General features: G+C 63.5%; 21 protein-coding genes. 7 read left to right on the top strand and 14 right to left on the bottom strand.

All coding sequences use genetic code 11. The features are described from left to right. Nucleotides 1–118: 118 nt before the first annotated feature. Nucleotides 119–826: a transposase gene (locus AC3WLT_RS13240; protein ID WP_492592173.1), complete on the bottom strand. Its 708-nt coding sequence runs from the start codon at nucleotides 824–826 to the stop codon at nucleotides 119–121. 187 nt (nucleotides 827–1,013) lie between these two features. On the opposite strand from AC3WLT_RS13240, the gene AC3WLT_RS13235 reads away from it, so the two are divergent. Together AC3WLT_RS13235 and AC3WLT_RS13230 are read left to right on the top strand one after the other, a co-directional pair. Further along, complete coding sequence (locus AC3WLT_RS13235; protein ID WP_492592172.1) at nucleotides 1,014–1,736, top strand: OmpW/AlkL family protein; 723 nt, start codon at nucleotides 1,014–1,016, stop codon at nucleotides 1,734–1,736. Between the two features lie 306 nt (nucleotides 1,737–2,042). After that, nucleotides 2,043–2,423 (top strand): ElaB/YgaM/YqjD family protein, encoded by a 381-nt coding sequence (locus AC3WLT_RS13230; RefSeq protein WP_492592171.1) that lies wholly within the window; start codon nucleotides 2,043–2,045, stop codon nucleotides 2,421–2,423. An 84-nt stretch (nucleotides 2,424–2,507) separates the two neighbouring features. Here the strand turns inward: AC3WLT_RS13230 and AC3WLT_RS13225 are convergent, their stop codons facing one another. The 7 genes from AC3WLT_RS13225 to pilM form a co-directional block, all read right to left on the bottom strand. Continuing rightward, on the bottom strand, nucleotides 2,508–3,710 hold the full coding sequence (locus tag AC3WLT_RS13225) for a deoxyguanosinetriphosphate triphosphohydrolase (RefSeq protein ID WP_492592170.1): 1,203 nt from the start codon (nucleotides 3,708–3,710) through the stop codon (nucleotides 2,508–2,510). A gap of 72 nt (nucleotides 3,711–3,782) precedes the next feature. After that, nucleotides 3,783–4,868 (bottom strand): 3-dehydroquinate synthase, encoded by a 1,086-nt coding sequence (gene aroB, locus AC3WLT_RS13220; RefSeq protein ID WP_492592169.1) that lies wholly within the window; start codon nucleotides 4,866–4,868, stop codon nucleotides 3,783–3,785. Beyond that, nucleotides 4,868–5,419: a shikimate kinase gene (locus tag AC3WLT_RS13215; protein ID WP_492592263.1), complete on the bottom strand. Its 552-nt coding sequence runs from the start codon at nucleotides 5,417–5,419 to the stop codon at nucleotides 4,868–4,870. Before AC3WLT_RS13215 ends, aroB begins: the two co-directional genes overlap by 1 nt. A 106-nt stretch (nucleotides 5,420–5,525) precedes the next feature. Next, complete coding sequence (locus AC3WLT_RS13210) at nucleotides 5,526–7,244, bottom strand: type IV pilus secretin PilQ (RefSeq protein WP_492592168.1); 1,719 nt, start codon at nucleotides 7,242–7,244, stop codon at nucleotides 5,526–5,528. Continuing rightward, on the bottom strand, nucleotides 7,244–8,164 hold the full coding sequence (locus AC3WLT_RS13205; RefSeq protein ID WP_492592167.1) for a hypothetical protein: 921 nt from the start codon (nucleotides 8,162–8,164) through the stop codon (nucleotides 7,244–7,246). Before AC3WLT_RS13205 ends, AC3WLT_RS13210 begins: the two co-directional genes overlap by 1 nt. Continuing rightward, nucleotides 8,161–8,814 carry a fimbrial assembly protein gene (locus AC3WLT_RS13200; RefSeq protein WP_492592166.1) on the bottom strand — a complete coding sequence of 218 codons (654 nt, stop codon included), beginning with the start codon at nucleotides 8,812–8,814 and terminating at the stop codon, nucleotides 8,161–8,163. The genes AC3WLT_RS13205 and AC3WLT_RS13200 overlap by 4 nt, the downstream gene beginning before the upstream one ends. A gap of 62 nt (nucleotides 8,815–8,876) precedes the next feature. Continuing rightward, entirely contained in the window at nucleotides 8,877–9,893 is a 1,017-nt protein-coding gene (gene pilM, locus AC3WLT_RS13195; protein ID WP_492592165.1) for a type IV pilus biogenesis protein PilM, read from the bottom strand. A gap of 254 nt (nucleotides 9,894–10,147) precedes the next feature. Here pilM and AC3WLT_RS13190 point away from each other — a divergent pair, with 254 nt between their 5' ends. Beyond that, complete coding sequence (locus tag AC3WLT_RS13190) at nucleotides 10,148–12,544, top strand: penicillin-binding protein 1A (RefSeq protein ID WP_492592164.1); 2,397 nt, start codon at nucleotides 10,148–10,150, stop codon at nucleotides 12,542–12,544. A gap of 122 nt (nucleotides 12,545–12,666) precedes the next feature. Here AC3WLT_RS13190 and cyaY read toward each other — a convergent pair whose 3' ends face one another. Further along, the gene (cyaY, locus tag AC3WLT_RS13185; RefSeq protein ID WP_492592163.1) at nucleotides 12,667–12,984 is read right to left on the bottom strand and encodes an iron donor protein CyaY; all 318 of its coding nucleotides are present in this window, start codon (nucleotides 12,982–12,984) and stop codon (nucleotides 12,667–12,669) included. A 35-nt stretch (nucleotides 12,985–13,019) separates the two neighbouring features. Between cyaY and lptM the strand changes: the two genes are divergently transcribed. Beyond that, the gene (gene lptM, locus AC3WLT_RS13180) at nucleotides 13,020–13,367 is read left to right on the top strand and encodes an LPS translocon maturation chaperone LptM (protein WP_492592162.1); all 348 of its coding nucleotides are present in this window, start codon (nucleotides 13,020–13,022) and stop codon (nucleotides 13,365–13,367) included. A gap of 9 nt (nucleotides 13,368–13,376) precedes the next feature. After that, on the top strand, nucleotides 13,377–14,639 hold the full coding sequence (gene lysA / locus AC3WLT_RS13175) for a diaminopimelate decarboxylase (RefSeq protein WP_492592161.1): 1,263 nt from the start codon (nucleotides 13,377–13,379) through the stop codon (nucleotides 14,637–14,639). A gap of 92 nt (nucleotides 14,640–14,731) precedes the next feature. On the opposite strand, the gene msrQ is transcribed toward lysA, so the two are convergent. The 5 genes from msrQ to AC3WLT_RS13150 form a co-directional block, all read right to left on the bottom strand. Then, nucleotides 14,732–15,427: a protein-methionine-sulfoxide reductase heme-binding subunit MsrQ gene (msrQ, locus tag AC3WLT_RS13170; RefSeq protein ID WP_492592262.1), complete on the bottom strand. Its 696-nt coding sequence runs from the start codon at nucleotides 15,425–15,427 to the stop codon at nucleotides 14,732–14,734. A gap of 11 nt (nucleotides 15,428–15,438) precedes the next feature. Next, complete coding sequence (gene msrP, locus AC3WLT_RS13165) at nucleotides 15,439–16,434, bottom strand: protein-methionine-sulfoxide reductase catalytic subunit MsrP (protein ID WP_492592160.1); 996 nt, start codon at nucleotides 16,432–16,434, stop codon at nucleotides 15,439–15,441. Nucleotides 16,435–16,621: 187 nt separating this feature from the next. After that, the gene (gene ccsB / locus AC3WLT_RS13160) at nucleotides 16,622–17,836 is read right to left on the bottom strand and encodes a c-type cytochrome biogenesis protein CcsB (protein WP_492592159.1); all 1,215 of its coding nucleotides are present in this window, start codon (nucleotides 17,834–17,836) and stop codon (nucleotides 16,622–16,624) included. Between the two features lie 4 nt (nucleotides 17,837–17,840). After that, the gene (locus AC3WLT_RS13155; protein WP_492592158.1) at nucleotides 17,841–20,111 is read right to left on the bottom strand and encodes a cytochrome c biogenesis protein ResB; all 2,271 of its coding nucleotides are present in this window, start codon (nucleotides 20,109–20,111) and stop codon (nucleotides 17,841–17,843) included. A 116-nt stretch (nucleotides 20,112–20,227) separates the two neighbouring features. Beyond that, the gene (locus tag AC3WLT_RS13150) at nucleotides 20,228–20,881 is read right to left on the bottom strand and encodes a c-type cytochrome (RefSeq protein ID WP_492592157.1); all 654 of its coding nucleotides are present in this window, start codon (nucleotides 20,879–20,881) and stop codon (nucleotides 20,228–20,230) included. Between the two features lie 217 nt (nucleotides 20,882–21,098). Here AC3WLT_RS13150 and yihA point away from each other — a divergent pair, with 217 nt between their 5' ends. After that, complete coding sequence (gene yihA / locus AC3WLT_RS13145; protein WP_492592156.1) at nucleotides 21,099–21,752, top strand: ribosome biogenesis GTP-binding protein YihA/YsxC; 654 nt, start codon at nucleotides 21,099–21,101, stop codon at nucleotides 21,750–21,752. A 271-nt stretch (nucleotides 21,753–22,023) separates the two neighbouring features. After that, nucleotides 22,024–23,022, top strand: a complete 999-nt coding sequence (gene hemB / locus AC3WLT_RS13140) for a porphobilinogen synthase (RefSeq protein WP_492592155.1) — start codon at nucleotides 22,024–22,026, stop codon at nucleotides 23,020–23,022. Nucleotides 23,023–23,066 lie beyond the last annotated feature (44 nt).

Genomic DNA, 23,066 nt, shown 5'->3' with positions numbered 1-23,066 from the left:
ACCCCTATTATCAAGTTGGTGCATTGCGGCTAACTTTTATTGGTGCCACATCAAAACGGTGCAAAGAAAACGGCATCCGAAGATGCCGCTCCGGGCGCAGCCCTTGATCCGAAACGCTTTATTGCGTCTGCGGCGTCTCACGCACCTTGCGCGGCCGCCCGCGCGGCAGCGGCGACACGCGCCGGTTCGCGGCCCGCGCCGCCCACTCGCGATACGTTTCGCTGCCCAGAACCCAGCCTTTCAAGGTGGCCTGCTGGAGCTGGCTGGCTTCGCGCTCGTCGAGCGGCTGCTCGCACAGCTCGCGGTACGCGCGTTGCCGCTCGAACGGCGTGTTGCCGAGCGACCAGTACAACGGGTGATCAGTAATGAGGCTGTCGAGCGTAAGGCCAATGTGATGGCGGTAGCTCGACCAGCGGTAGTCCTCCGGCGCGTTCACGAGTTGCGTGCGCAGCGGGCACATCTCGACGACCTGGCTCGCCAGCAGGAAGTAACGCTCACCCTCGATCACCGTTGCACGGTAACGGCCCTCCCATAGCGTGCCGCGGCGTGCGTAACGCCGGTTGAAGTGGGCGACATAGCGACGCCCCACCGCCTGCATCGCCTTCGGCAGACTCGACTCCTCGGTCGGCGTGACGAGCAGTTGCACAGCGCCCGGCATCAACGCGTACGCGTGGATCGACAAATGGTGGTCGCGCGAAGCCGCTTTCAAACAATCGATGAAAAGCTCGTAGTCCTGGTCGTCGACGAATGCGGGCTGCTGGTCGAGTCCACGGAGGATGACGTGCTGCGGCTGATCAGGGACATAGAGACGTGCAAGCCGTGCCATGCTGAAGTATCCAATAGTCGCGTTGGTATATACCCGAAGGTCCGAAAAGCCGCATGGGCGCTGGGTTCGGCGCGGCGCGGCTTAGCCAGAAACCGCCCGGCGCTTAGGGAGAAAGCTCTAACTGCCGCGTATGGTTTGTTTCAAACGTTGTGGTCATAATGAGCGGGCCTTTTTTGGAGGAGCACATATGAAATTAAAACAGGCCATAACGGGGATCGCGGCGCTCGCCTGCATGATGGCAGCTCACGCGCAATCGGCCGGCAGTTTTTACGCTACGACGGGGTGGTTCCATTTCGCCCCCCAAGACAGTAGCGATCCGTTGAAGGAAACAAGCGTCGGCGGGACACCCGTCAACATCTCACTACCCGGCACGGGCGCTGGCATCGACAGCTCCGACACCATCGGCTTAAGCCTAGGCTACTTTGTCACCGATCACATCGCCGCGGAAGCTGAAATTGGCATTCCGCCGAAATTCAACCTGCTAGGCACAGGCACCTTCGAGCAATTCGGTACGCTTGGCTCCGCGAGGCAATGGAGTCCTGCCCTCCTGTTCAAATACTACTTCAACGACGCCACCGCGGCGTTCCGACCGTATGCCGGCCTCGGCGTCACGTACGTCTGGTTCACGGACGCGAAGATCTCCAACACTGCGTTTGAACAAGGCGTACTGCATGGTCCGACTTCGGTATCGACGGATCGTTCCTGGGCGCCGGTGTTTAATCTCGGTTTCAACTATGCGTTCACCAAACACTGGTTCGCAGGGTTCTCCGTCTCATACATACCGCTCAGCGTAACCGCGAAACTGACCTCGAACGCGTCGACTCCGGTCGGCAACCTGACCGTGACGTCTGAAGCAAAAATCAAACTCAACCCTATCGTTACTTTCGCGAGGATAGGTTACGTCTTCTAGGAAGGCAGCCTGCGCCTGCATGGATCGAACCGTCGCGAACCGTCCGCACCTCGGCCAAACGCCGTCACACATGTGATGGCGTTTTTGATTTTATGCCTCTGTCACCTATTGTGGTAAATGCCGGACGCATTGTAATTTTGACCACCAATCGGCCTTTCCAGTGCAATTTCTGCCGCCAGAAACCGTCGGCACGTGTGCGATGATCGCGCTGGAACACCGCGCAGCCTTTGGCATTGAAGTTGCGTGACGCCACGTTTGCCGCATGAGTACGCGGAGACTTTTCTCACCCTCATCGACGGAGCGACCATGACAGCACTTCCGAATACGCGAGACGCCCTCGGCGAATCCTGGACCACCACCAGCCGCCGTGCGCGGCGTATCGCTCGCCATAGCCGCCACGCGGCTGAAGACATCGCAGGCGAACTGCGCACGCTGATGTCGGAACTCGAAGATACTTTGGCCGACGGTACGCAGGCCGATGCCGTGGCGTTGCGCAGCAAACTGCGCAAACAACTCGACGTGGCTCGAGACCGTTTGAACGACACGCGCGACGCCATGCGCCAGCGCGCCGAAGTCGCGATCTCGGATGCCGACACTTACGTGCACGAAAACCCGTGGCAGACGATCGCGATCGTCGGCGGCGTCGCCCTGATCGCGGGCGCGCTGTTCGCGTCGCGGCTGCGTTAAGCGGCGAGCCGGGCCGCCGCACGGGCGGCGGCATTTCACTGCGGGCATGCACAGCGGCGCCGATGCCCACTGGCGCAGCTCCGATCAGTTGTCCTCGATCACGAACAGCCGCTGATATTCCTTCACTGCGTACCGATCCGTCATGCCGGCAATGTAGTGGGCGATCAGGCGCGGCTGCAACGACGCGTCCGGCGACTGATAGCCGGGCGGCAACAGCCGCGGATCTTCCGTGAACGCGCCAAACAGGCCGACCACCACGCGGCGAGCCTTGTTCGCCATCCGCATCACCCGGTAGTGGCGATACAGGTTCTTGAACAGAAAGCGCTTGAGCGTCGCGGCCTGCGAAGCAATCGCCTCGCTATGCGCGACCAGCGGCGGTGCGGCCCGCACCGCATCCAGCGAAGCCGGCGCATGCCGGATCAGATTGAGCGTGGTCGTATCGATCAGATCGACGATCAGCGTGTTGATGATGCGGCGCACCGTCTCGTGAATCAGCCGGCGACCTTCGATCTGCGGAAAGTCGCGGCGCGCCGCCTCGTAGTGCGTCTGCCATAACTCCACTTCGGCAAGCTGTTCCACGGTGAGCAAGCCTGAGCGCAATCCGTCGTCGACGTCGTGATTGTTGTACGCGATCTCGTCGGCGACGTTCGCGATCTGCGCTTCGATCGACGGTTGCCGTCCTTCGAGAAAGCGCTCGCCGAGTGCGCCGAGCCGCCGCGCGTTCTCGCGCGAGCAATGCTTGAGGATGCCTTCGCGCGTTTCGAAGCAGAGGTTGAGGCCGTTGAACGCGCCATAGTGCTCCTCGAGATCGTCGACCACCGCAAGGCTTTGCAGGTTGTGCTCAAAGCCGCCGTGTTCGCGCATGCATTCGTTCAGCGCGTCCTGCCCCGCATGGCCGAACGGCGTATGACCGAGATCGTGCGCGAGAGAAATAGCTTCGACGAGGTCCTCATTGACCCGCAGATTGCGGGCGACCGAACGCGCGATCTGCGCGACTTCGAGACTGTGCGTGAGGCGCGTCCGGAACAGGTCGCCCTCGTGATTCACGAACACCTGAGTCTTGTACTCGAGCCTGCGGAATGCCGTCGAGTGGACGATGCGGTCGCGATCGCGCTGAAATTCGGTGCGCGCGCTAGGCGCGGCTTCGGGATAGCGGCGGCCGCGCGACTGCGCGGAATGCGCCGCATACGGCGCGAGATGCGCTTCGAGTGCTTCGGGCGAAGGCACGCCGATCGCCGGCGTACCTCCCTTGTCATGCTTTACATCGTCGTTGCGCCTGTCAGTCACCGGTTTCTCCGAAACATGAGCGGCGCCTCGTGACGCTGGTGCGTGATGCTTTGCTGCGATGCCTCGCCGTATCTAGACGGCGGCGGCCAGCGTGGCGTGCACGGCGGCGTCGGGCGCCTGGGTGATCAGCGTCTCACCGAAACGCTTCAACAGAATGAATTTGATCGCGCCGGCTTCGGCCTTTTTATCGACCTGCATCAGTTCGACATAGCGCGATTCGCCGAGCGCGGGGGCGCGAGTCGGCAGATGCGCGGCGACGATCACGTCGACGAGGCGCTTGCGCGCGGCTTCGTCGAGATAGCCCAGGCGCACGGACAGGTCCGCCGCCATCACCATTCCGCAGCCCACCGCCTCGCCGTGCAGCCATTCGCCGTAGCCGAGCCCGGCTTCGATCGCGTGGCCGAAGGTGTGGCCGAAATTGAGGATGGCGCGCAGCCCGCCTTCGCGCTCGTCCTGCGCCACCACCGACGCCTTGATCTCGCACGAGCGCTTGACCGCCTCGGCCAGCGCCTCGGGCTCGCAGCAATTGAGCGCCTCGACATTCGCCTCGATCCAGCTGAAGAAACCAGCGTCGGCGATCGCGCCGGTCTTGATCACTTCGGCGACGCCCGCCGCCAGTTCGCGCGCCGGCAGCGTGCGCAGCGCGCCGATGTCGGCGATCACGGCTTGCGGCTGGTAGAACGCGCCGATCATGTTCTTGCCGAGCGGGTGATTGATGCCAGTCTTGCCGCCCACCGACGAATCGACCTGCGACAGCAAGGTGGTCGGCACCTGGATGAACGGCACGCCGCGCATGTAGCAGGCCGCGGCAAAACCGGTCATGTCGCCGATCACGCCGCCGCCCAAGGCGATCAGCGTGGTTTTACGGTCGGCGCGCGCGCCCAGCAGCGCGTCGAAAATCCGATTCAGCGTTTCGAGGTTCTTGTACGCTTCGCCGTCCGGCAAAACGACCGTGGAAACCTGCTTGCCGAGCGGCGCCAGCGCGGCGCGCAGCTTGTCGCCGTACAGCGGATCGACCGTGGTGTTCGTGACGATGGTGACCGAGCTGCCGGCGATGTGCGGCGCGAACAACGCGGTCTGGCCGATCAGGTCGGCACCGATATGGATGGGGTAGGCGCGCTCGCCCAATTCGACATTGACGGTAATCATACGGTCCATTATGGCGCAGGATGTTTGGCGACGCCGGCCATCTCGAGCTGCATCAGAACCATGTTGACGAGTCCGTTGACCGAAGGCCGGCCGGTTTCGATCACGAAATGCGCGCATTCGCGGTAGAGCGGGTCGCGTACTTCGTAGAGCGCCTCGAGGCGCGCTTTGGGGTCTTCGGTCTGCAAAAGCGGGCGATTCTTGTCGCGCCGGGTGCGCAGCCACAAATCGTGCGGGTTGGCGCGCAGATAGATCACCACGCCGCGATTTTGCAGGGCTTCGCGGTTCTCCGGCCGCAGCACTGCGCCGCCGCCCGTGGCGAGCACGATATTGTCGCGCCCGGTCAGGTCGGAGATCACGTGCGCTTCACGTTCGCGAAAGCCCGCTTCGCCCTCGAGTTCGAAGATCACCGGGATGCGCGCGCCCGTGCGTGCTTCGATTTCGTGATCGGAATCGAAGAACGGGCGGTCCAGCCGGCGCGCAACGGCCCGGCCCACGGTGGTTTTGCCTGCCCCCATGAGCCCTACAAAAAATACATTGGCGTGTGCGTCCCGCGCTTGCAACGGTGTCCTCTGGCTAATCCGGTATGGTTCGTGCCGCAGCTTACTGGCAAAGCGGCTGCCTTGTCGAGCCTGCACGCCGCCGCTCACGAGCGGCGGCAGCATGCCCCTAATTTGTCTGAACGACGCGCGGCGTGATGAAAACCGCCAGTTCACTGCGCTTGTCGCGATGGGCCCGATGGCGAAAAAGCGCGCCTAAAACCGGTATTTTGCCCAGGAGCGGCACCCGCGTCACATCGTCCCGGTTGTCGGTCGCATAGATGCCGCCGATCGACACCGTACCACCATCCTCGACTTCGACCCGCGTTTGCACGTGTTTGGTGTTGATCGCCGGGCCGGCGTCGGTCTGCTCGCCGACGCTATCTTTGGCGACGTCGAGGTCCAGCACCACTCGGCCGTCGGGCATGATTTGCGGCTCGACCTCCAGTTTGAGCGTGGCGCGGCGAAACTGCACGCCGGACACGCCCTGCCCCACTTTGGCCTGATACGGCAGCTCGGTGCCCTGTTCGACGACCGCTTTCATCCGGTCGGCCGTCACCACCCGCGGACTCGAAACGATTTCGCCTCGGCCTTCGGCTTCCAGCGCGCTCAACTCGATATTCAGCAGCCGCGTGGCTTGCGCGGCGAACAGCGTCAGGCCGGCGGTAGCGGCGTCGAACCCGGAAATCGGCCGCGCCGACAGATCGTAGACGGCGCCGTCCTTGCCGCCGGTGAGACCCAGGGCGGTGCCGTCGGCACTGGCCGCGGCCATCGACAGGCGCACGCCGAGATTGCGCGAAAACCCGTGCTCGCCCTCGACGATACGCGCCTCGATCAGCACCTGACGGGTCGGCCGGTCGACGGACACGAGCAGCTCGGTAATTTGCGCGAGGCGGCCCTCGAGATCGGTGACGAACAGCAGATTGGTGCGCGGATCAGCCGTCGCGGCGCCGCGCCTGGACAGCACGCGCTGGTTGCCGGAGCCCGTCAGCAGACGCCGCACGTCCTCGGCGCGCGCGTAGCGCAGCTCAAAGGTGCGGCTCGCGAGCGGCTCCAGATCGGCGGCCCGGGCGTGCGCTTCGAAGCGCTGCCGTTCACGCGCGGCCAGATCGGCGATGGACGCGACCCAGATCACATTGCCGTGGCGCTCCATAGCCAGACCGTTGACGTCTAGCAGGGTGTCGAACGCGGTGCGCCACGGCACTTTGTCGAGCCGCAGCGAAACGGCGCCGCGCACTCTTTCGCTCGCAACGATGTTCAGTCCGGTGAACTGGGCGAACGCGTTGAGCACCGCGCCGAGTTCGGCGCGCTGGAAGTTCAGCGTGATGGGTTTATCGTCGGCGGCGAGCCTGCTGTCGGCAGGGCTTTTCGACGCGTCGCTCAGGCGCGCCAGCGGAGGCAGCGGCACCGGCGGACCTTCGAGTGCGGATGCCCCGGCGGTTTCGTCGCGAGCGGCAGCAGAGCGAGCAGAGGCGGCGGATTGTGGCCGCAGCGGCACGGAGCCGTCCGCATCGCTGAGCGCATCATCCGTGCCGTCATCGCCGGAGGTTGCCGTTGCGCGCGATGCCTTGGGCGATGTCCCTGGTTCATCGGCGGCACCATCGTTAAACGGGTTGGGCACTTCGCCAGCCATGCCGCGCGGCAGTGGCGGCACGTTGTACGGGACGTCGAGCTGGGCAATCGCGTCGTCGTGCGGCATGCGCGCGGACAGCGTCGGCCACGGCGGCAGCAGTTGGGCCGACGCATGCGCGATGCCGGCACCCGCCGCCGCGCTAATGAAGAAGAGACCAAGGCAGAAACGAGCGCCCTCGCACCACGCGATGCGGCGAATTGGCTTTGCCAGCCTCATCAGGATGCCTCCGCAAGCGCCAGAGTGCGCGTCGCGCCGCCATTGGCCAGCGTAATGCCGAGCGCGTCGACCCGCGTGACGCGCTCGGCGCCGAACTGCTGCCCCGACGCGACGGTCGCCGCGCCGTCCGGCGTTTCCAGCAAGGCGAGCGCGTGGGTGCGATCGTGCAGCAAGCCGGCCAGACGTAGCTGCGAAGCGTCGGGCAGGTCCGCGCCTGTCAGCATTTGAGGCAATGAGAACGGGTCGTAGAAGACGATGTCTTCGTCGGCGTCGGAATCGAGGCTGTCGTCGGCGAACGCGGCCGCGGCTGCACTCGAAGCCGCAGGCCTCAGCGCGCTGAACACGCGCAGCGTCGCACTAACTGCAAGCAACACGCCGTGCCGCTTGACGGTCACGTCTTCGGGGACGATCAGCACCGGCAGGTCCGACAGTCCGCGCAGAAACGACATCAGATGGACGAAATCGGTCTGCGCGGTGACTCGTACAGGCCGCATATTTTCAGCGCCCGAGCCGCTCGCCGCTCCCGGCTCCACAGAGAGCAACGCGACGTTATTTTGCGCGGCCAGCTCGGACACGACGCGCACGTCGTCGGCGGAGGTCCATGGCATCGGCAGATGCGCAGCGGGCGTGCTCACGGCTTCGCGACGCAGCGCGGGCAATTGCGTCAGCGCGCGGCGTGCGTCGGCGAGATGCCGCGTGGCGGCATCGAATGCTGTGCGGCTTGCTCCGAGGCCGCTGAGATCGGCCACGACCCAGCCGTGCGCCCCCAGACCGAACACCAGCGCAGCAATCAGCAATGCGATCACCAGGCGACGCCGCCCGCTCCATGCGCCGACCGGCAGGCGCACGTGCTTCATCCAACGGGACAAAGAGAGCCGCGCGCCTGCCGCGCCGCCCACGTCGATAAACGTTGTACTCATTTCGCACCTCTTGATGGTTCAGACTTCATCGGACGTTGCACAGCGGAGGCCGGCGCATGAGCCGCCTTGCGAGGCGGATCGCTCCAACGCAAGCGCGCGCCGAATTCGATCGGGCCTGTTTCGCCGGCGGCAGCCGCCGCACCGCTGCGTGAGGGCGAGCGATGAAGATCGCTCATCTCTGCCCCCTTCACGCCACGCATCGCGCTCAAGCGTTTGAGCCAGCCGGCCGACGCGATAGGTCCGTTCGAAGTCGCCAGCAATTCCGTCTCGTGCGCGCTCTGACGTAACTGCTGCAGAACGACACCGTCGCCCGGTTCGAAACTCAAGGCGTCCAGCAGATCGCGTAGATGCGTCAGGGGCTCGGACAAGCTCACAGCACGCGCGGCCCCTTTGCGCTGTTCGTCTTGTGCGCGCAGCAACTTCGCGTGCTCGGCGAGCGGCGCAGCCAGTTGCGCGAGCGACCGTTCGAGCGACGCACGCTGCGCATCGAGGCGCGCCCGCTCGAACGCCAGCCATCCTGCCAACGCAAGCACGGCGGCACAACCCGCGAGCGCCGCGCCGGTCCATTCGAGCAGGCTGCGCCGCCGCGCAAGCCGCGCGTTACGTTGCCGATAGGGCAGCAGATTGAAACCGCCAAGCCAGGGCCGCATGAAGGGTGTGCCGCGCGATGAAGCCGGCCTGCCTGAACCGGCGACATGCCAGCGGCCGCGCATCATTCGAGCACCCCGCGCAACGCAAGGCCGAATGCGACCGCACCGGCGGGCTCGTGCAACAGCGGATCCGTTAGCGACCGCGCAAGGCTGCCAAGCGCTGCGCACTCGAACGGCAACACCGTGCAGCCCAATACGTCGGCCATATCCGCAAGCGTAAAACCTACGCCATCGAGCAGGTCGACCTCGCCGCACAACAACGCGCAGTCGAGTGCGGGACCGTCAGCGAGATCGCGCAGCGCGTCGGCGAGATCCGAGTGCTCGGGCGCCGGATAGCGAATTTCGCCGACGATGCTGTCGTCGACGATGCGCCACCCGTACACGCCATCCGCGCCGATCCAGACCGCGACATAGGGCTCGTGCGAATCGAGTTCATGACTGGCCGCGTAACGCATTGCGCGCAACGCCGCATGCGGCTCTCCGTCGATCGCGGTCAGCGAGATGCCGGCGGTGGCCGCGCATTCGATGCGCGCTTCGAGATGCTGCCGTGCGGTCGCGGCGATCGTCACCGAGCGGGTAGACGACGGCGCTTCGTCGAGGAACCAGTCGACTGCCAACGCATGCCGCTCGAGCCCCGCGATGCGCTCGACTTCACTCATCACCGCGGGTTCCAGTTCGGCCAGTTCATGCCCATAGTCTTCCGCGCAACCGCTCAAGGCGGCGAGCCTTGTTAGCGGCATCGTAGTGGTGAGCGTGGCCGAGGCGGGCAGCGCCATCGCGCAGCGCAGCGCGTGCGTCGCACAGGCACGCGGCAGCCCCGCGAAGGCATCGCGCAACGCACGCGCCACTGCGTGCCGGTCGGCGATCTCCGTGCCGGCCATCGCGCCGGCGGCAAGCGGCACGCTCGTCACGTATTCGATCCGCAGTCCGGCGCTCGCGCGCGAACGCTGGCTCACCACAACGAGACGCACCTCCTGCGAACCGACATCGATCCCCGCCGCGAAGCGTTCCGCAAAGCGCACTCCCAAGCGCTCCACTCCCAGTTGCACTCCCTGAAGCCACGAACTTTTGAACGTCATCACGCCCTCCCTTCACACTCACGCGACGAACCATTCGAACGCGAGTAACGAGGAAGAATTGTGCGTAGCCGCGCCGCCGCGCGACACTCAGCCGAATGGCTAACGTTGCGTGACGTGCGCCCTGCACGCGCTCAAAACGGCTACAGTGAAGTCATTCCTGCGCGGCGCGAAGACTTGTCAAGAACTGTCAGTAAGCATGCCGAAAGCTGAAAAGCGAGGCGGCTATAATCGCGGGACTGTTTTTTGGTGTCCATATGCAATCCACGTCTCCTACTTCCCCGCCGCCCGCGCCGCAAAAGCGCAAACGCCCGTTGTGGCTCAAGCTCGTCCTTGGCTTTGTGGGTCTGATCTTCGCAGGCATTCTGTGCGTGCTGCTGGTGCTCGGCTACGCATTGGTGGTGGCGACGCCGAACCTGCCGTCGCTCGATGCGCTCACCGACTACCGGCCCAAGGTGCCGCTTCGCATCTATACGGCCGACCACGTGCTGATCGGCGAATTCGGTGAAGAACGGCGCGACATCGTCCATATCCAGGACGTGCCCGATAGCCTGAAGAAGGCCGTGCTCGCAATCGAAGACGCGCGCTTCTACGATCACGGCGGCGTCGACCTGACCGGCATCGCGCGGGCCGGCTTCGTCGCGCTGACCAATGGCCACGCAACGCAGGGCGCGAGCACGATCACGATGCAGGTGGCGCGCAACTTCTTCCTGTCGAGCGAGAAGACCTACACGCGCAAGATCTACGAGATGCTGCTCGCGTACAAGATCGAGTCGAAGCTGACGAAGGATCAGATTCTCGAGGTGTACATGAATCAGATCTATCTCGGCCAGCGCGCGTATGGCTTCGCGAGCGCGGCGCGGGTGTACTTCGGTAAAGATCTGAAGGATCTGACGCTGGCGGAATCGGCGATGCTGGCCGGCCTGCCGAAGGCGCCGTCGGCGTACAACCCGGTGGTCAATCCGAAGCGCGCAAAAGTGCGGCAGGAGTACATCCTGCAGCGCATGTATGAACTGCGTTACATCACCCGGGAACAGTACGACGCGGCAAGCGGGCAAACGCTCGTCGTCAAGGGCGCCGGCAAGGAATTCAGCGTGCACGCGGAGTATGTCGCGGAAATGGTGCGGCAGATGATGTACGCGCAGTATCGCGAAGAGGCCTACACGCGTGGCCTGAACGTCGTCACGACAGTCGACTCGGCCGACCAGGACGTCGCTTACCGTGCGCTGCGCAAAGGTCTGATGGACTATGAACGGCGCCACGGCTACCGCGGCCCAGAGGCGTTCATCGACTTGCCGTCCGATGCGGACGACCGCGAACAGGCTATCGACGACGCCCTGCTCGAACATCCCGACAACGGCGAAATCATTGCCGCGGTGGTGACCGCGGCGAGCCCGAAGCAGGTGCAGGCCACCTTCATCGACGGCAACGTCGCGACCATTCAGGGCGACGGTCTGCGCTTCGCCGCGTTCGCGCTCGGCACGCGCGCGCAGCCGAATCAACGCGTGCGGCCTGGCGCGATCATCCGTCTGGTCAAGGGCGACGACGGCAGCTGGTCGATCACGCAATTGCCGCAAGTGGAAGGCGCGTTCGTGTCGGTGATTCCGCAGGACGGCGCGATTCGCGCGCTGGTCGGCGGCTTCGATTTCAACAAGAACAAGTTCAATCACGTCACCCAGGCCTGGCGCCAGCCGGGTTCGAGCTTCAAGCCGTTCATCTATTCGGCGTCGCTCGAAAAAGGGCTCGGACCGGCCACGGTCATCAATGACGCGCCGCTCTTCTTCAGCGCCGCTGAAACCGGCGGCCAGGCGTGGGAGCCGAAGAACTACGGCGGTGGTTTCGATGGTCCGATGACGATGCGCACCGCCTTGCAGAAGTCGAAGAACCTCGTCTCGATCCGCATCCTGAACCAGATCGGCACCAAGTACGCGCAGCAGTACATCACGCGTTTCGGCTTCGACGCGGATCGTCACCCGGCGTATCTGCCGATGGCGCTCGGCGCAGGTCTCGTCACGCCGTTGCAGATGGCCGGCGCGTTCTCAGTGTTCGCCAACGGCGGTTATCGGATCAACCCGTACCTGATCGCCGAAGTCACCGATCAGCGCGGTGTCGTGGTCGCGCATGCGCAACCGCTGGTCGCCGAGCAGAGCGCGCCGCACGCGATCGAACCGCGTAATGCGTACGTGATGAACAGTCTGCTGCAAAGCGTCGCGCAACGCGGCACGGGCGCGAAAACCAACGTGTTGAAGCGCACCGATCTCGCCGGCAAGACCGGCACCACCAACGATTCACGCGACGCATGGTTCGCCGGCTATCAGCACACGCTGACGGCCATCGCATGGATCGGTTACGACAATCCGCGCAGTCTGGGCGACCGCGAAACTGGCGGCGGTCTGGCGTTGCCGGTGTGGATCGACTACATGGGACGCGCGCTCAAAGGCGTGCAGGAATACAAGATGCCGATGCCGGACGACGTGACCGAGGTCGGCTCAGAACTGTATTTCGACGACTTCACGCCTGGGCACGGCTTCATCGCGACAGTCGGCGTGAGTCAGGCCACGCTCGATGCGGAGACCTCGGCGGCCGGGGCAGCGCCTCAGCAAGTCGGCGAACAGGAAAAGCAGGACATCATGAATCTGTTCCGCGGGCACTAGCGCCTGTAGCGCCTGAACCGCGCTCTGAACCGCGCAGAACATGTCAAAACGAACCCGCCGCGCTCGATGCGCGGCGGGTTCGTTTCGGCGGCCGTTTCAGCAGCGGGCTTTACGCTTCAAATTTACGCTTCAAAGCGGATCGGTTCGCCGGCCTGCTGCGTCGCGTAGTCCGATAAGGCTGCGAAAAATTCCGTGCCGCTGCGCGTATCGCGCCACTCGCCGTCGATGAAACGGAAGTGGAAACCACCCGCTTTCGCCGCGATCCAGATCTCGCTCATCGGCGGTTGCAGGTTCACGATAATCTTCGAGCGGTTCTCGAATTCGAGGGTCAGGACATTGCCGCTGCGCTCGAATTCGATGTCTGCTCCGGTGTCGTCGAGCGCGCGTTCGATGGCGGCTAGCGCGGCTTCCGCGCGGGTCAGGTATTCACTATCGGACATGCTAAACTCCATCGATTAATTATTCAGGGACAGTCATGCGAGTCGTATCTCGGATGCGCGCGGCGGCGCCCGGCCGCGCGATTGTAGCGGCTTTAGCCATTCTCGCAGGTTGCGCACTCAGCGGCTGCGGGCAGCGCGGTTCGCTCTACTTGCCGACCGTGCCGCCGTTGCCGGCCAAGCCCATCGATCGCACGCAACCGCCGTCGCCGGACGAAGTGAAACCCGGCGCGGAAACAGCCTCCGGAGTTGGCACCGTGCCCGACACGTCGGGCACGCCGCTCTCGTTGGCGCCGGAAAGCGAACTCGCCACGCCGCCCTCGTCTGCCGCATCCGCTGCTACGGCGGCCCCGCTGCCTGCCTCCGCCGTCACCCCCGTTCAATAAGACTTTCGCATGACTCGATCCGCATTTGACTACGTCGACGGCGTATTGCACGCCGAAGGCGTGTCCGCCGTCTCACTCGCCGAGCAGTTCGGCACGCCGCTGTATGTGTACTCGCGCGCCGCGCTCACCGAGGCATGGAACGCGTATGCCGGCGCCTGCGCAGGCCGTCGCGCGAGCGTGCACGTCGCCGTCAAGGCGAATAGCAATCTCGCGGTGCTGAACGTGTTCGCGCGTCTCGGCGCCGGCTTCGACATCGTGTCGGGCGGCGAACTGGCGCGTGTGCTGGCGGCCGGCGGCAAGGCGGAAAACACCGTGTTTTCCGGCGTCGGCAAGAACGCGGATGAAATGCGCGACGCGCTCGCGGCCGGCGTCAAATGCTTCAACGTCGAATCGATTCCGGAACTGGATCGCCTGAACGCGGTTGCCGCGGAAATGGGCAAGAAGGCGCCGGTGTCGCTGCGCGTGAATCCGGACGTCGATGCGAAGACCCATCCGTATATTTCCACCGGCCTGAAGTCGAACAAGTTCGGCGTCGCGTTCGAGGATGCACGCGCCACCTATCGCGCCGCCGCGGCGATGACGCATCTCGACGTGGTCGGCATCGATTGCCATATCGGCTCGCAGATCACCGAAGTCGCGCCGTATCTGGATGCAGTCGATAAGGTGCTGGAACTGGTCGAACAGATCGAGCAGGACAGCGTAAAGATTCGCCACATCGACGTAGGCGGCGGTCTCGGCATTACCTACGACGACGAGACGCCGCCGGCAATCGGCGACTTCGTGCGCACCGTGCTCGATCGCATCGAAGCGCGCGGTCACGGCCACCGCGAGGTGTACTTCGAGCCGGGCCGTTCGCTGGTAGGCAATGCCGGCGTGCTGCTCACCCGCGTCGAGTTTCTGAAACCGGGCGCGGAAAAGAATTTCGCCATCGTCGACGCTGCGATGACCGATCTCGCGCGCCCTGCGATGTACGAGGCGTATCACGCGATCGACGCTGTCGTTAAGAACGAAGTGCCCGCCCATGTGTACGACGTGGTCGGGCCGGTTTGCGAAAGCGGCGACTGGCTGGGCCGCGAGCGTCTGCTGGCGGTCGAACCGGGCGATCTGCTGGCGATTCGCTCGGCCGGCGCGTACGGCTTTGTGATGAGCTCGAACTACAACACGCGTCCGCGTGCAGCCGAGGTGATGGTCGATGGTACACAAGCGCATGTGGTTCGCGCTCGCGAAGAAGTAAAGCAACTGTTTGCGGGCGAAACGATCTTGCCGGCGTAAACGTCAAAACCAGCGTCAACGCCGACGCAGCGTAAAAAAAGGCGATGCCACCGCGGCATCGCCTTTTTCTATTTGCACGCTGTGCAGCATGGTCAGCGCGTATTCAACCTCCGCTCACGCAGCCATACGATCAACCGCCATCCCAATAGCGCGATCATGATCGCGCCGTAAATCTTCGGCAGCAGCAAATCATGCTTGCCCGCCTTCATCCACCAGAAATGCAGAATCGCGAGCGCGCCGATCGCATAGATCGCGCGATGCAGCGTCTGCCAGCGGCGCCCGAGTTTGTGCACGATCGCGCGCGGCGACGTGAGCGCCAACGCGATCAGCAACACGAACGCGGCAAAGCCAACGGTGATGAACGGCCGCTTGCCGATGTCCTTCAGAATCGCCGCGACATCGAACCATTTGTCGAACCACAGGTACGTCGTGAAGTGCAGCGTCGCGTAGAAAAACGCGTACAGGCCGAGCATGCGACGGAACCGCAGCAGCGCCGGCACGCCGGTCAACCGCCGCAACGGCGTCACCGCCAAGGTGATGCAGAGAAACACAAGGGTCCAGAGCCCCGTCGAACGCGTGATGAACTCGATAGGATTCGCGCCGAGCCGGTCGGTCATGCCGAACAATACGATGCGCGCGAGCGGATACCACGCCGCGATAACCACCGCGATCTTCGCCGGTACGATCCAGCGCGCGCCGCCCGCGGGCCGCCTGGCGACCGCCGATGCGGATTGCGCTCGCGGCACTTGGCGCGTGGTTGCAGCAACAGGTTGCGTATCGGCGGCCATGTTCACGCTGCTCAAAAGTTCTTCTTCAGGTCCATGCCCTGATACAGCGACGCGACCTGGTCGCCGTAGCCGTTGAACATCAGCGTCTTGCGCTTGGGCGTGAAAAAACCGTCCTCGCCGATGCGCCGCTCGGTCGCCTGGCTCCAGCGCGGATGATCGACGTTCGGGTTCACATTCGAATAGAAACCGTATTCGTTCGATGCGTACGTGTTCCAGCTGGTCGGCGGCTGCTTGTCGAGAAAGCGGATCTTCACCAACGACTTCGCGCTCTTGAAGCCGTATTTCCAGGGCACCACGACGCGGACCGGCGCACCGTTCTGATTCGGCAGCATCTGGCCGTAGACGCCCATCGTCAGGAGCGTCAGCGGATTCATGGCCTCGTCCATCCGCAAACCTTCGGAGTACGGCCAATCGAGCACCGGTGTCGACAGGCCCGGCATCTGCGATGGATCGGCGAGCGTGATGAACTGGACGTATCTGGCGTTGCCGGTGGGCTGGACCCGCTTGATCAGCTCGGATAGCGGCACGCCGATCCACGGAATCACCATCGACCAACCCTCGACACAACGTAGCCGGTACACACGCTCCTCGAGCGGTGCGAGCTTCAGCAATTCGTCGATGTCGTACACCTTCGGATTCTTCACCTCGCCTTCGACGCTCACCTTCCACGGATGCGGCCGTAGCGTGCCGGCGTTCTGCGCCGGATCGGCTTTATCGGTGCCGAACTCGTAGTAGTTGTTGTACGTGGTGATGTCCTTGAACGGCGTGATCTTGTCGAGCGCGACGAACTTCGCGTTGGTCTTCGCCGCCAGCTTTTGCGCCTTCGGATCCGGCGACGCATACGCCGCCAGCGCTTCGCCATTCAGACCGATCAGACTGCCGAGCGCCACCGCGCCCGCCGCCTGCAACACGCGCCGCCGGTTCTCGAAGACGCGCTGCGGCGTGATTTCGCTGCGTGCGATGTCATCGCCGGTGAGTTGAATTCTGTCGCTTCGCTTGATCCACATCTCGTGCTGCTCCTTGCCGGCCCATCGGTAGGTACGTCTTACGGGGCCATATTGATGATCGGCACGCCTCGCCATTCATGCGTACTGCTCTGACAACACGCTGGACGCAGCAAATATTCCGCCAGCCGTAAAAAAACCGCCGGTGCGGAGCACGCGGCGGTTCTTGGTCGGTTCAGAACGGCGGATATTACAGCTTGCCGTAGCTATGCAGCCCCGACAGGAACATGTTGACGCCGAGGAACGCGAAGGTCGTCACCAGCAGGCCGGTCAGCGCCCACCAGGCTGCCATCGCGCCGCGCAGGCCCTTCATCAGGCGCATATGCAGCCACGCCGCGTAGTTCAGCCAGACGATCAGCGCCCACGTTTCCTTCGGGTCCCAGCTCCAGTAGCCGCCCCACGCTTCGGCGGCCCACAGCGCGCCGAGAATCGTCGCGATCGTGAAGAACGCGAAACCGACCGCGATCGACTTGTACATCACGTCGTCGAGCACCTCGAGCGCCGGCAGGCGATCGGCCAGCATGCCGCGCGCCTTCATCAGATACGCGACACCCACCATCGCCGACAGCGCGAAACTGCCGTAACCGATGAAGTTCGCCGGCACGTGAATCTTCATCCACCAGCTTTGCAGCGCCGGCACGAGCGGCTGGATCTGCTGCGCATCACGCGCGACCGAGTACCACATCAGGAAGCCGACCGCCGCGCTGATCACCAGCAGCACGAACGCGCCGAGCGCACGGGTGTTGTAGTGCTGCTCGTAGTACAGATAGAACAGCGCGGTGATCAGGCTGAACAGCACGAACACTTCATACAGGTTCGAGATGGGAATATGGCCGACGTCCGCGCCGATCAGGTACGACTCGTACCAGCGCACCATCAGGCCGACGAAGCCCATCACCACCGCGGCCCACGTCATCTTCGAACCGATCGCGGCGCCGGTCGGCGAACGCGACACGAGGCCGATCCAGTAGAACACCGTGGCGAACACGAAGAGCGCGCTCATCCACAGGATCGCGGACTGGCTCGACAGGAAATACTTGAGGAAGAACGCGCTATCGGCGCGCGCCAGATCGCCGTGATAGAGCTGGATCGCAAACAGCGACAGCGCGGCGATGCCCACCATCAGCGGGCGCACCGGCTTCCAACGCCAGCCGAGCACGACGAACACCGGCACCGCGCACACCAGCACCAGCTTGTCGTAGTAGTTCATGAACGGGTAATAGCGCGACAGCGCAAACCCCGCGCCCGCGACCATCACGAGGGCGAACAGCCAGTCGGTCATGCCGAGGCGCTTCAGGAACGGCCGCTCTTCGTACTGCGCAATGTCGAACGCCTCGCCAGCGGGCGTTTTCTGGTGCCGCAACGGCGCCGAAGAGGAGGATGAAGAAACCTGAGTCAAGTCCATGATCTTACCGGGTCGAATCTTGTGAGCTTGCGGACGGCGCGCCGGCATGGCCGGGTTGGTCGGAGGCGCCGGCGGCGTCGGATGCATTAATGAGTTTGGCGCCCAGCGCGGCGCTGACGGCGTCGCGCGTTTGGACGAACTCTTTTTCGAAGTCGAGCGTCTTGCGCGCACTCGACATTGCCATCACGACATTCGTGCCGTGAGCGGTGTCTTTGAGCCAGAACCAGAGGCGCCGTTCGCGCACGTAGAACATCGAAAAGATGCCCAACACGAGGAGCAAGCTGCCAAGATACACGACTTTTTTGCCCGGCGCGCGCGTCAGCTGAAATACCGAAGCTTGCACCTGCCTGAAGGAGTCAAGCTGCAAATAGACCGGCGATCCGTACAAAAAGCTGTCGGATATGGCATTGATCGAGCTTTGAATGAAGCGGCTGGCATCCGCATTGGCCTGCGCATCGGGCTCGCCGAGCTGCTCGCGCGACAGTTGCCACAGGTCCCAGGTCGAGCCTTCCAGCATGCGCAGCAGCAGGCCCGCGGCCTTTTCCTGCTCGCCCTTCGGCACCGAATGGTCGATAAAACCGGCAATCGCCTGGAAACCGCCCACCGTCTGGCCGTTCGGCATCTTGATGCCGCTGTCCGCGCCGGCAAAAAGGGTCAGCACACGCAGCGCGCTTTCTTCCAGATGCTGTTGCAGTTCGGTATTCGAACCCGGCACCGAGCGCAGCGCGAAACGGTGCGCGGCCGCGGCGCGCATGGCCGGATTCTCGAGCGTGGCACGCAGATTCATCCATTCCTTGACGGTGCCGCCGCTGTCAGCAGGAATGCGCAGATAGCGGAACGGGTCATCCGGATTCAGGCGCATGCCGGCGAGGAACATCCGCTCACCGCCAACGTCCACCGGCAGCATGTAGTTGTTGTACTCGCGCGCCTGGCCGTCCTTGTCGCGCACCTTGTACTGCACCGACGGGCCGACATTATGCAGATCCAGCGGTTTGGACGTCTTCGCGCCGGAGCCGAGGCGCTCGTCGAACGCTTCTTTCAGCGAGCGGTGGGCTGCGACGCCGCGCGCGTCGTTCGTGCCGTTGCCGTTGCCGTTGCCGTTGCCGTTGCCGTTGCCGTTGCCGTTGCCGTTGCCGCTCGAGACGTTTTCGACGTTGATCGCGCGGAAATCGGTGAATTCCACGGTTTGACCGTCAGCCAGCGGCGTAGCTGTGCTCAACAGCGCGCTGCCGCCGATCGTGCCGCCGAACGGCGCGGTCTTCGCGCTGTTGCCGGTCATCGGGTAAGCGGTCATCTGCATCTGCGAGCCGCCGTCCTGGAAGCTCGATTGATAGATCGACACGCCGTCGTATTCGAACGGCTTGTTCACTTCGACCCGCGCCGGCACGCGCGCGCCGGTCTTGTGATCTACCACGACGATGTCGCTCGCGAACAGCTTCGGCATGCCGGTGGAGTAATAGTCGACGATGAACTTGTTCAGCTCGATCGAGAACGGCAGATCCTGGATTAGCGAGCCGTCCGGCTGGTTCAGGATCGCCGTGGACACGTGCTGGCCTTCCGGCACCCATGCATAGCCGCGGAAAGTCGGGTTCGATTGCGACAAACGATGTTCCGGCGGAATCTCGTTGATCACCGTGTTGCTGCGAATCGGCGACTTGTCGAACAGCCACATTTGCAGCTTGATCGGCAGATTGCTGTCCAGCAAACCGCCCAGACAGATCACGACGATCGCGAGATGGGCGGAGATGTAGCCGAACCTGGTCAGCGCGCCGCGCTTGGCGGCGATCAGCGTTGCACCGTCCGACTCGCGCGTGACGAACTTGTAGCCGAGCCTGGCGGAGAGTTTAGCCAGCACCGCCGAAGTCTGCGCGCGCGTGCCGTGCACCGCGAACTCACCCTTGTGGTGGAACGCGCGCAGGCTGCCTTCGCGAACCTTGTCCTTCCAGCTCCTCGCATCGGCAAGCATCTTCGGGGCATTGCGGATCACGCACAACGACACCGACACCATCAGGAAGCCAAGAATCAGCATGAACCACCACGAGCTGTACACCGTGTACAGGCTCAGCGAGCGGAAGATGTCCGCCCAGAACGGGCCGAACTGATTGACGTAGTTGGGATACGGATCGTCCTGCGTCAGGACGGTGCCGATGATGCTGGCGATCGACAGAATCACGAGCAGCGCGATCGCGAAGCGCATCGAACTCAATACTTCGATGATGCTGCGCACGATGCGATTGCGCGACTTCGACTGCATACCCGACGTGGTGACGCTCATTCATACTCCGACTGAACAGCAAAAAAGGGTGAAGGGCTGTCGTAGGCACGACGCCCCCACCCTTTTCTTGTTTTGTACCGGCCCCGCTGGGCCGGTTGCACTTGCGTGCGGACTTCTTAGTGCAAGCCCGCGATGTAATCGGCTACGGCCTTGATCTCGCCGTCCGACAGACGCGCTGCAACTGCATGCATCGCGTCGTTGTTGTTCCGTGCGCCCGGACCTTGCGTGAACGCGGCCAGTTGCGCCACCGTGTAATCCGCCCACTGCCCCGACAGACGCGGATATTGCGACGGAATCCCCTGACCGGTCGGCCCGTGGCAGCTCGCACACGCCGGCACGCCCTTATCGGCAATCCCGCCGCGATAAATCTTCTGACCGAGCGGAACGGTGTCCTTGTTATGCGCGTAGCCCTGCTTCGGCGTCTGCGTTGCGAAATAGGCAGCAACGTTGACCATGTCCTGATCGGACAGCGCCGCGGTCATGCCCGCCATGATCGCATTGTTGCGCGCGGGCTGCCTGGCGCCCGGCTGCGTCTTGAAATCCTTGAGCTGCTTGACGAGATACTCGGGATGCTGGCCCGACAGCTTCGGATACGCGCCGCCGGCACTGTTGCCGTCCGCGCCGTGGCATGACGCGCACACCTGCACCGCGATTGCTTGCCCCCGATTGACGTCCGGTTTTGCCGGCTCTGCTGCTCGTGCCTGAATTACCAAACCTGAAAGACCTGCCGCTACTTGAAACACCATCAGAGCCTTGCACAGTCGATTCATTCGCACACCCTGTTTCGTCTTGTGGGATTTTAGAGGTTTTGCAAAATACGACGGCGACCGAGTGACCGCAGAAAGCCGCCAAGGCACGCTGGCTGGCCCCCTCAGGTTTTCAGTAAACCATCGTATTGTACAATAACTCGCTAATCGCTAAGACGCCAGTCGGGCTTGACCCGTCCCCACTCCGGGTTCCCCGGCGTCTCGAATCCTGGCCTCACTCATGTCCTTCCTGCTCCACCAAGCCCGCTTTTTCACGACCGTCAATCACCTGCGTGATCTGCCGGCCACCGCGCAACCCGAGATCGCCTTTGCCGGGCGCTCGAATGCGGGCAAGTCCACGGCCATCAATATTCTGTGCAATCAGAAGCGGCTTGCGTTCGCCAGTAAGACGCCAGGGCGCACGCAGCACATCAATTACTTCTCGGTTGGCAAGGCTGACGAGCCGACTGCGCATCTGGTGGACTTGCCGGGCTACGGCTATGCGGAAGTGCCGGGCGCGGCCAAGGCGCACTGGGAAGCGCTGCTCTCCACCTACTTGCAATCGCGCTCGCAACTGCGCGGCATGATCCTGATGATGGACTCGCGCCGGCCGCTCACCGATCTGGATCGCCGGATGATCGAGTGGTTCGCGCCGACCGGCAAGCCGATCCACACGCTGCTGACCAAGTGCGACAAATTGACGCGCCAGGAAAGCGTGAACGCGCTGCGCGCGACGCAGAAAGGTTTGGCCGAATATCGCACCGCAGGCTATCAGGGCGAACTGACCGCCCAGCTGTTCTCGGCGCTCAAGCGTGTCGGGCTCGACGAAGCGCACGAACTGATCGAAAGCTGGCTGATCCCCGACGCGAAGGGCGAAGCGGACGCTGCGCAGTAAGCGCGGCGGCGCCGCGCAAACGGCGTGGCAACGGACTGAAAGCCAGGCGAAAACGCCGTTTCGGCCGCCCATAAAAAAACCCGCCGCTTTAACGGCGGGTCAAACAGCCTAATCGAAAAACGACAGGCACCCGCTCAGGGAGGAGAAGCGGGGAGGTCAGCGCAAGGCGCCTTGCTCGATCGGTATGATATACCATTGTCTCGAAAAGTTTCCGGGAGCGGAGGCAGGCGTTATTTGTCCACTCCACGACATCCACGATCTTCGATTCGATATGAGCTTCTACCCGCACTACCGTCCGCGCCGCATGCGCCGTGACGACTTCTCGCGCCGCCTGATGCGAGAAAACATCCTCACCACCAACGACCTCATCTACCCCGTGTTCATCGTCGAAGGCACCAACGTGCGGCAAGCCGTACCGTCGATGCCGGGCGTCGAGCGCGTGTCGGTCGATCTGCTGATGGGCGTGGCCGAGCAATGCGTCGAACTGGGCGTGCCCGTGCTGTCGCTGTTTCCGGCAATCGAGCCGTCGCTGAAAACGCCTGACGGCCGGGAAGCAACCAATGCCGCGGGTCTGATTCCGCGCGCCGTTCGCGAACTGAAACAGCATTTCCCGGACTTGGGCGTGCTGACCGACGTCGCACTCGATCCGTACACGAGCCACGGCCAGGACGGCGTGCTCGACGAAGCCGGCTACGTGATCAACGACGAAACCGTCGAAATTCTGGTCGAACAGGCCCAGGCGCAGGCTGAAGCGGGCGTCGACATCGTCGCGCCGTCGGACATGATGGACGGCCGCATCGGCGCGATCCGCGAGATGCTCGAGAGCGAGGGGCATATCCACACGCGAATCATGGCTTATTCCGCCAAGTTCGCATCGGCGTTTTACGGCCCGTTCCGCGATGCCGTCGGTTCCGCGACAAATCTCGGCAAGGGCAACAAGATGACCTACCAGATGGACCCGGCCAACTCGAATGAAGCGCTGCGCGAAGTGCAGTTGGACATCGAAGAAGGCGCGGACATGGTGATGGTCAAGCCGGGCATGCCGTATCTGGACATCGTGCGTCGCGTGAAGGACGAGTTCAAGTTCCCGACCTACGTGTACCAGGTGAGCGGCGAGTACGCAATGCTGAAGGCGGCGGCGCAGAACGGCTGGCTCGATCACGACAAAGCGATGATGGAATCGCTGCTGGCGTTCAAGCGGGCGGGAGCGGACGGCGTGCTGACGTATTTCGCATTGGACGCCGCGCGGATTTTGCGGTCGCAGAAGTAATCCGGCGCACCGCCTTTCGGGGCGGCTTTAGTCCGAAAAAAGAT

It is taken from the genome of Paraburkholderia sp. FW306-2-2C-D06C (assembly GCF_058781505.1).
This window is presented reverse-complemented; position numbering and strand designations above follow the sequence as displayed.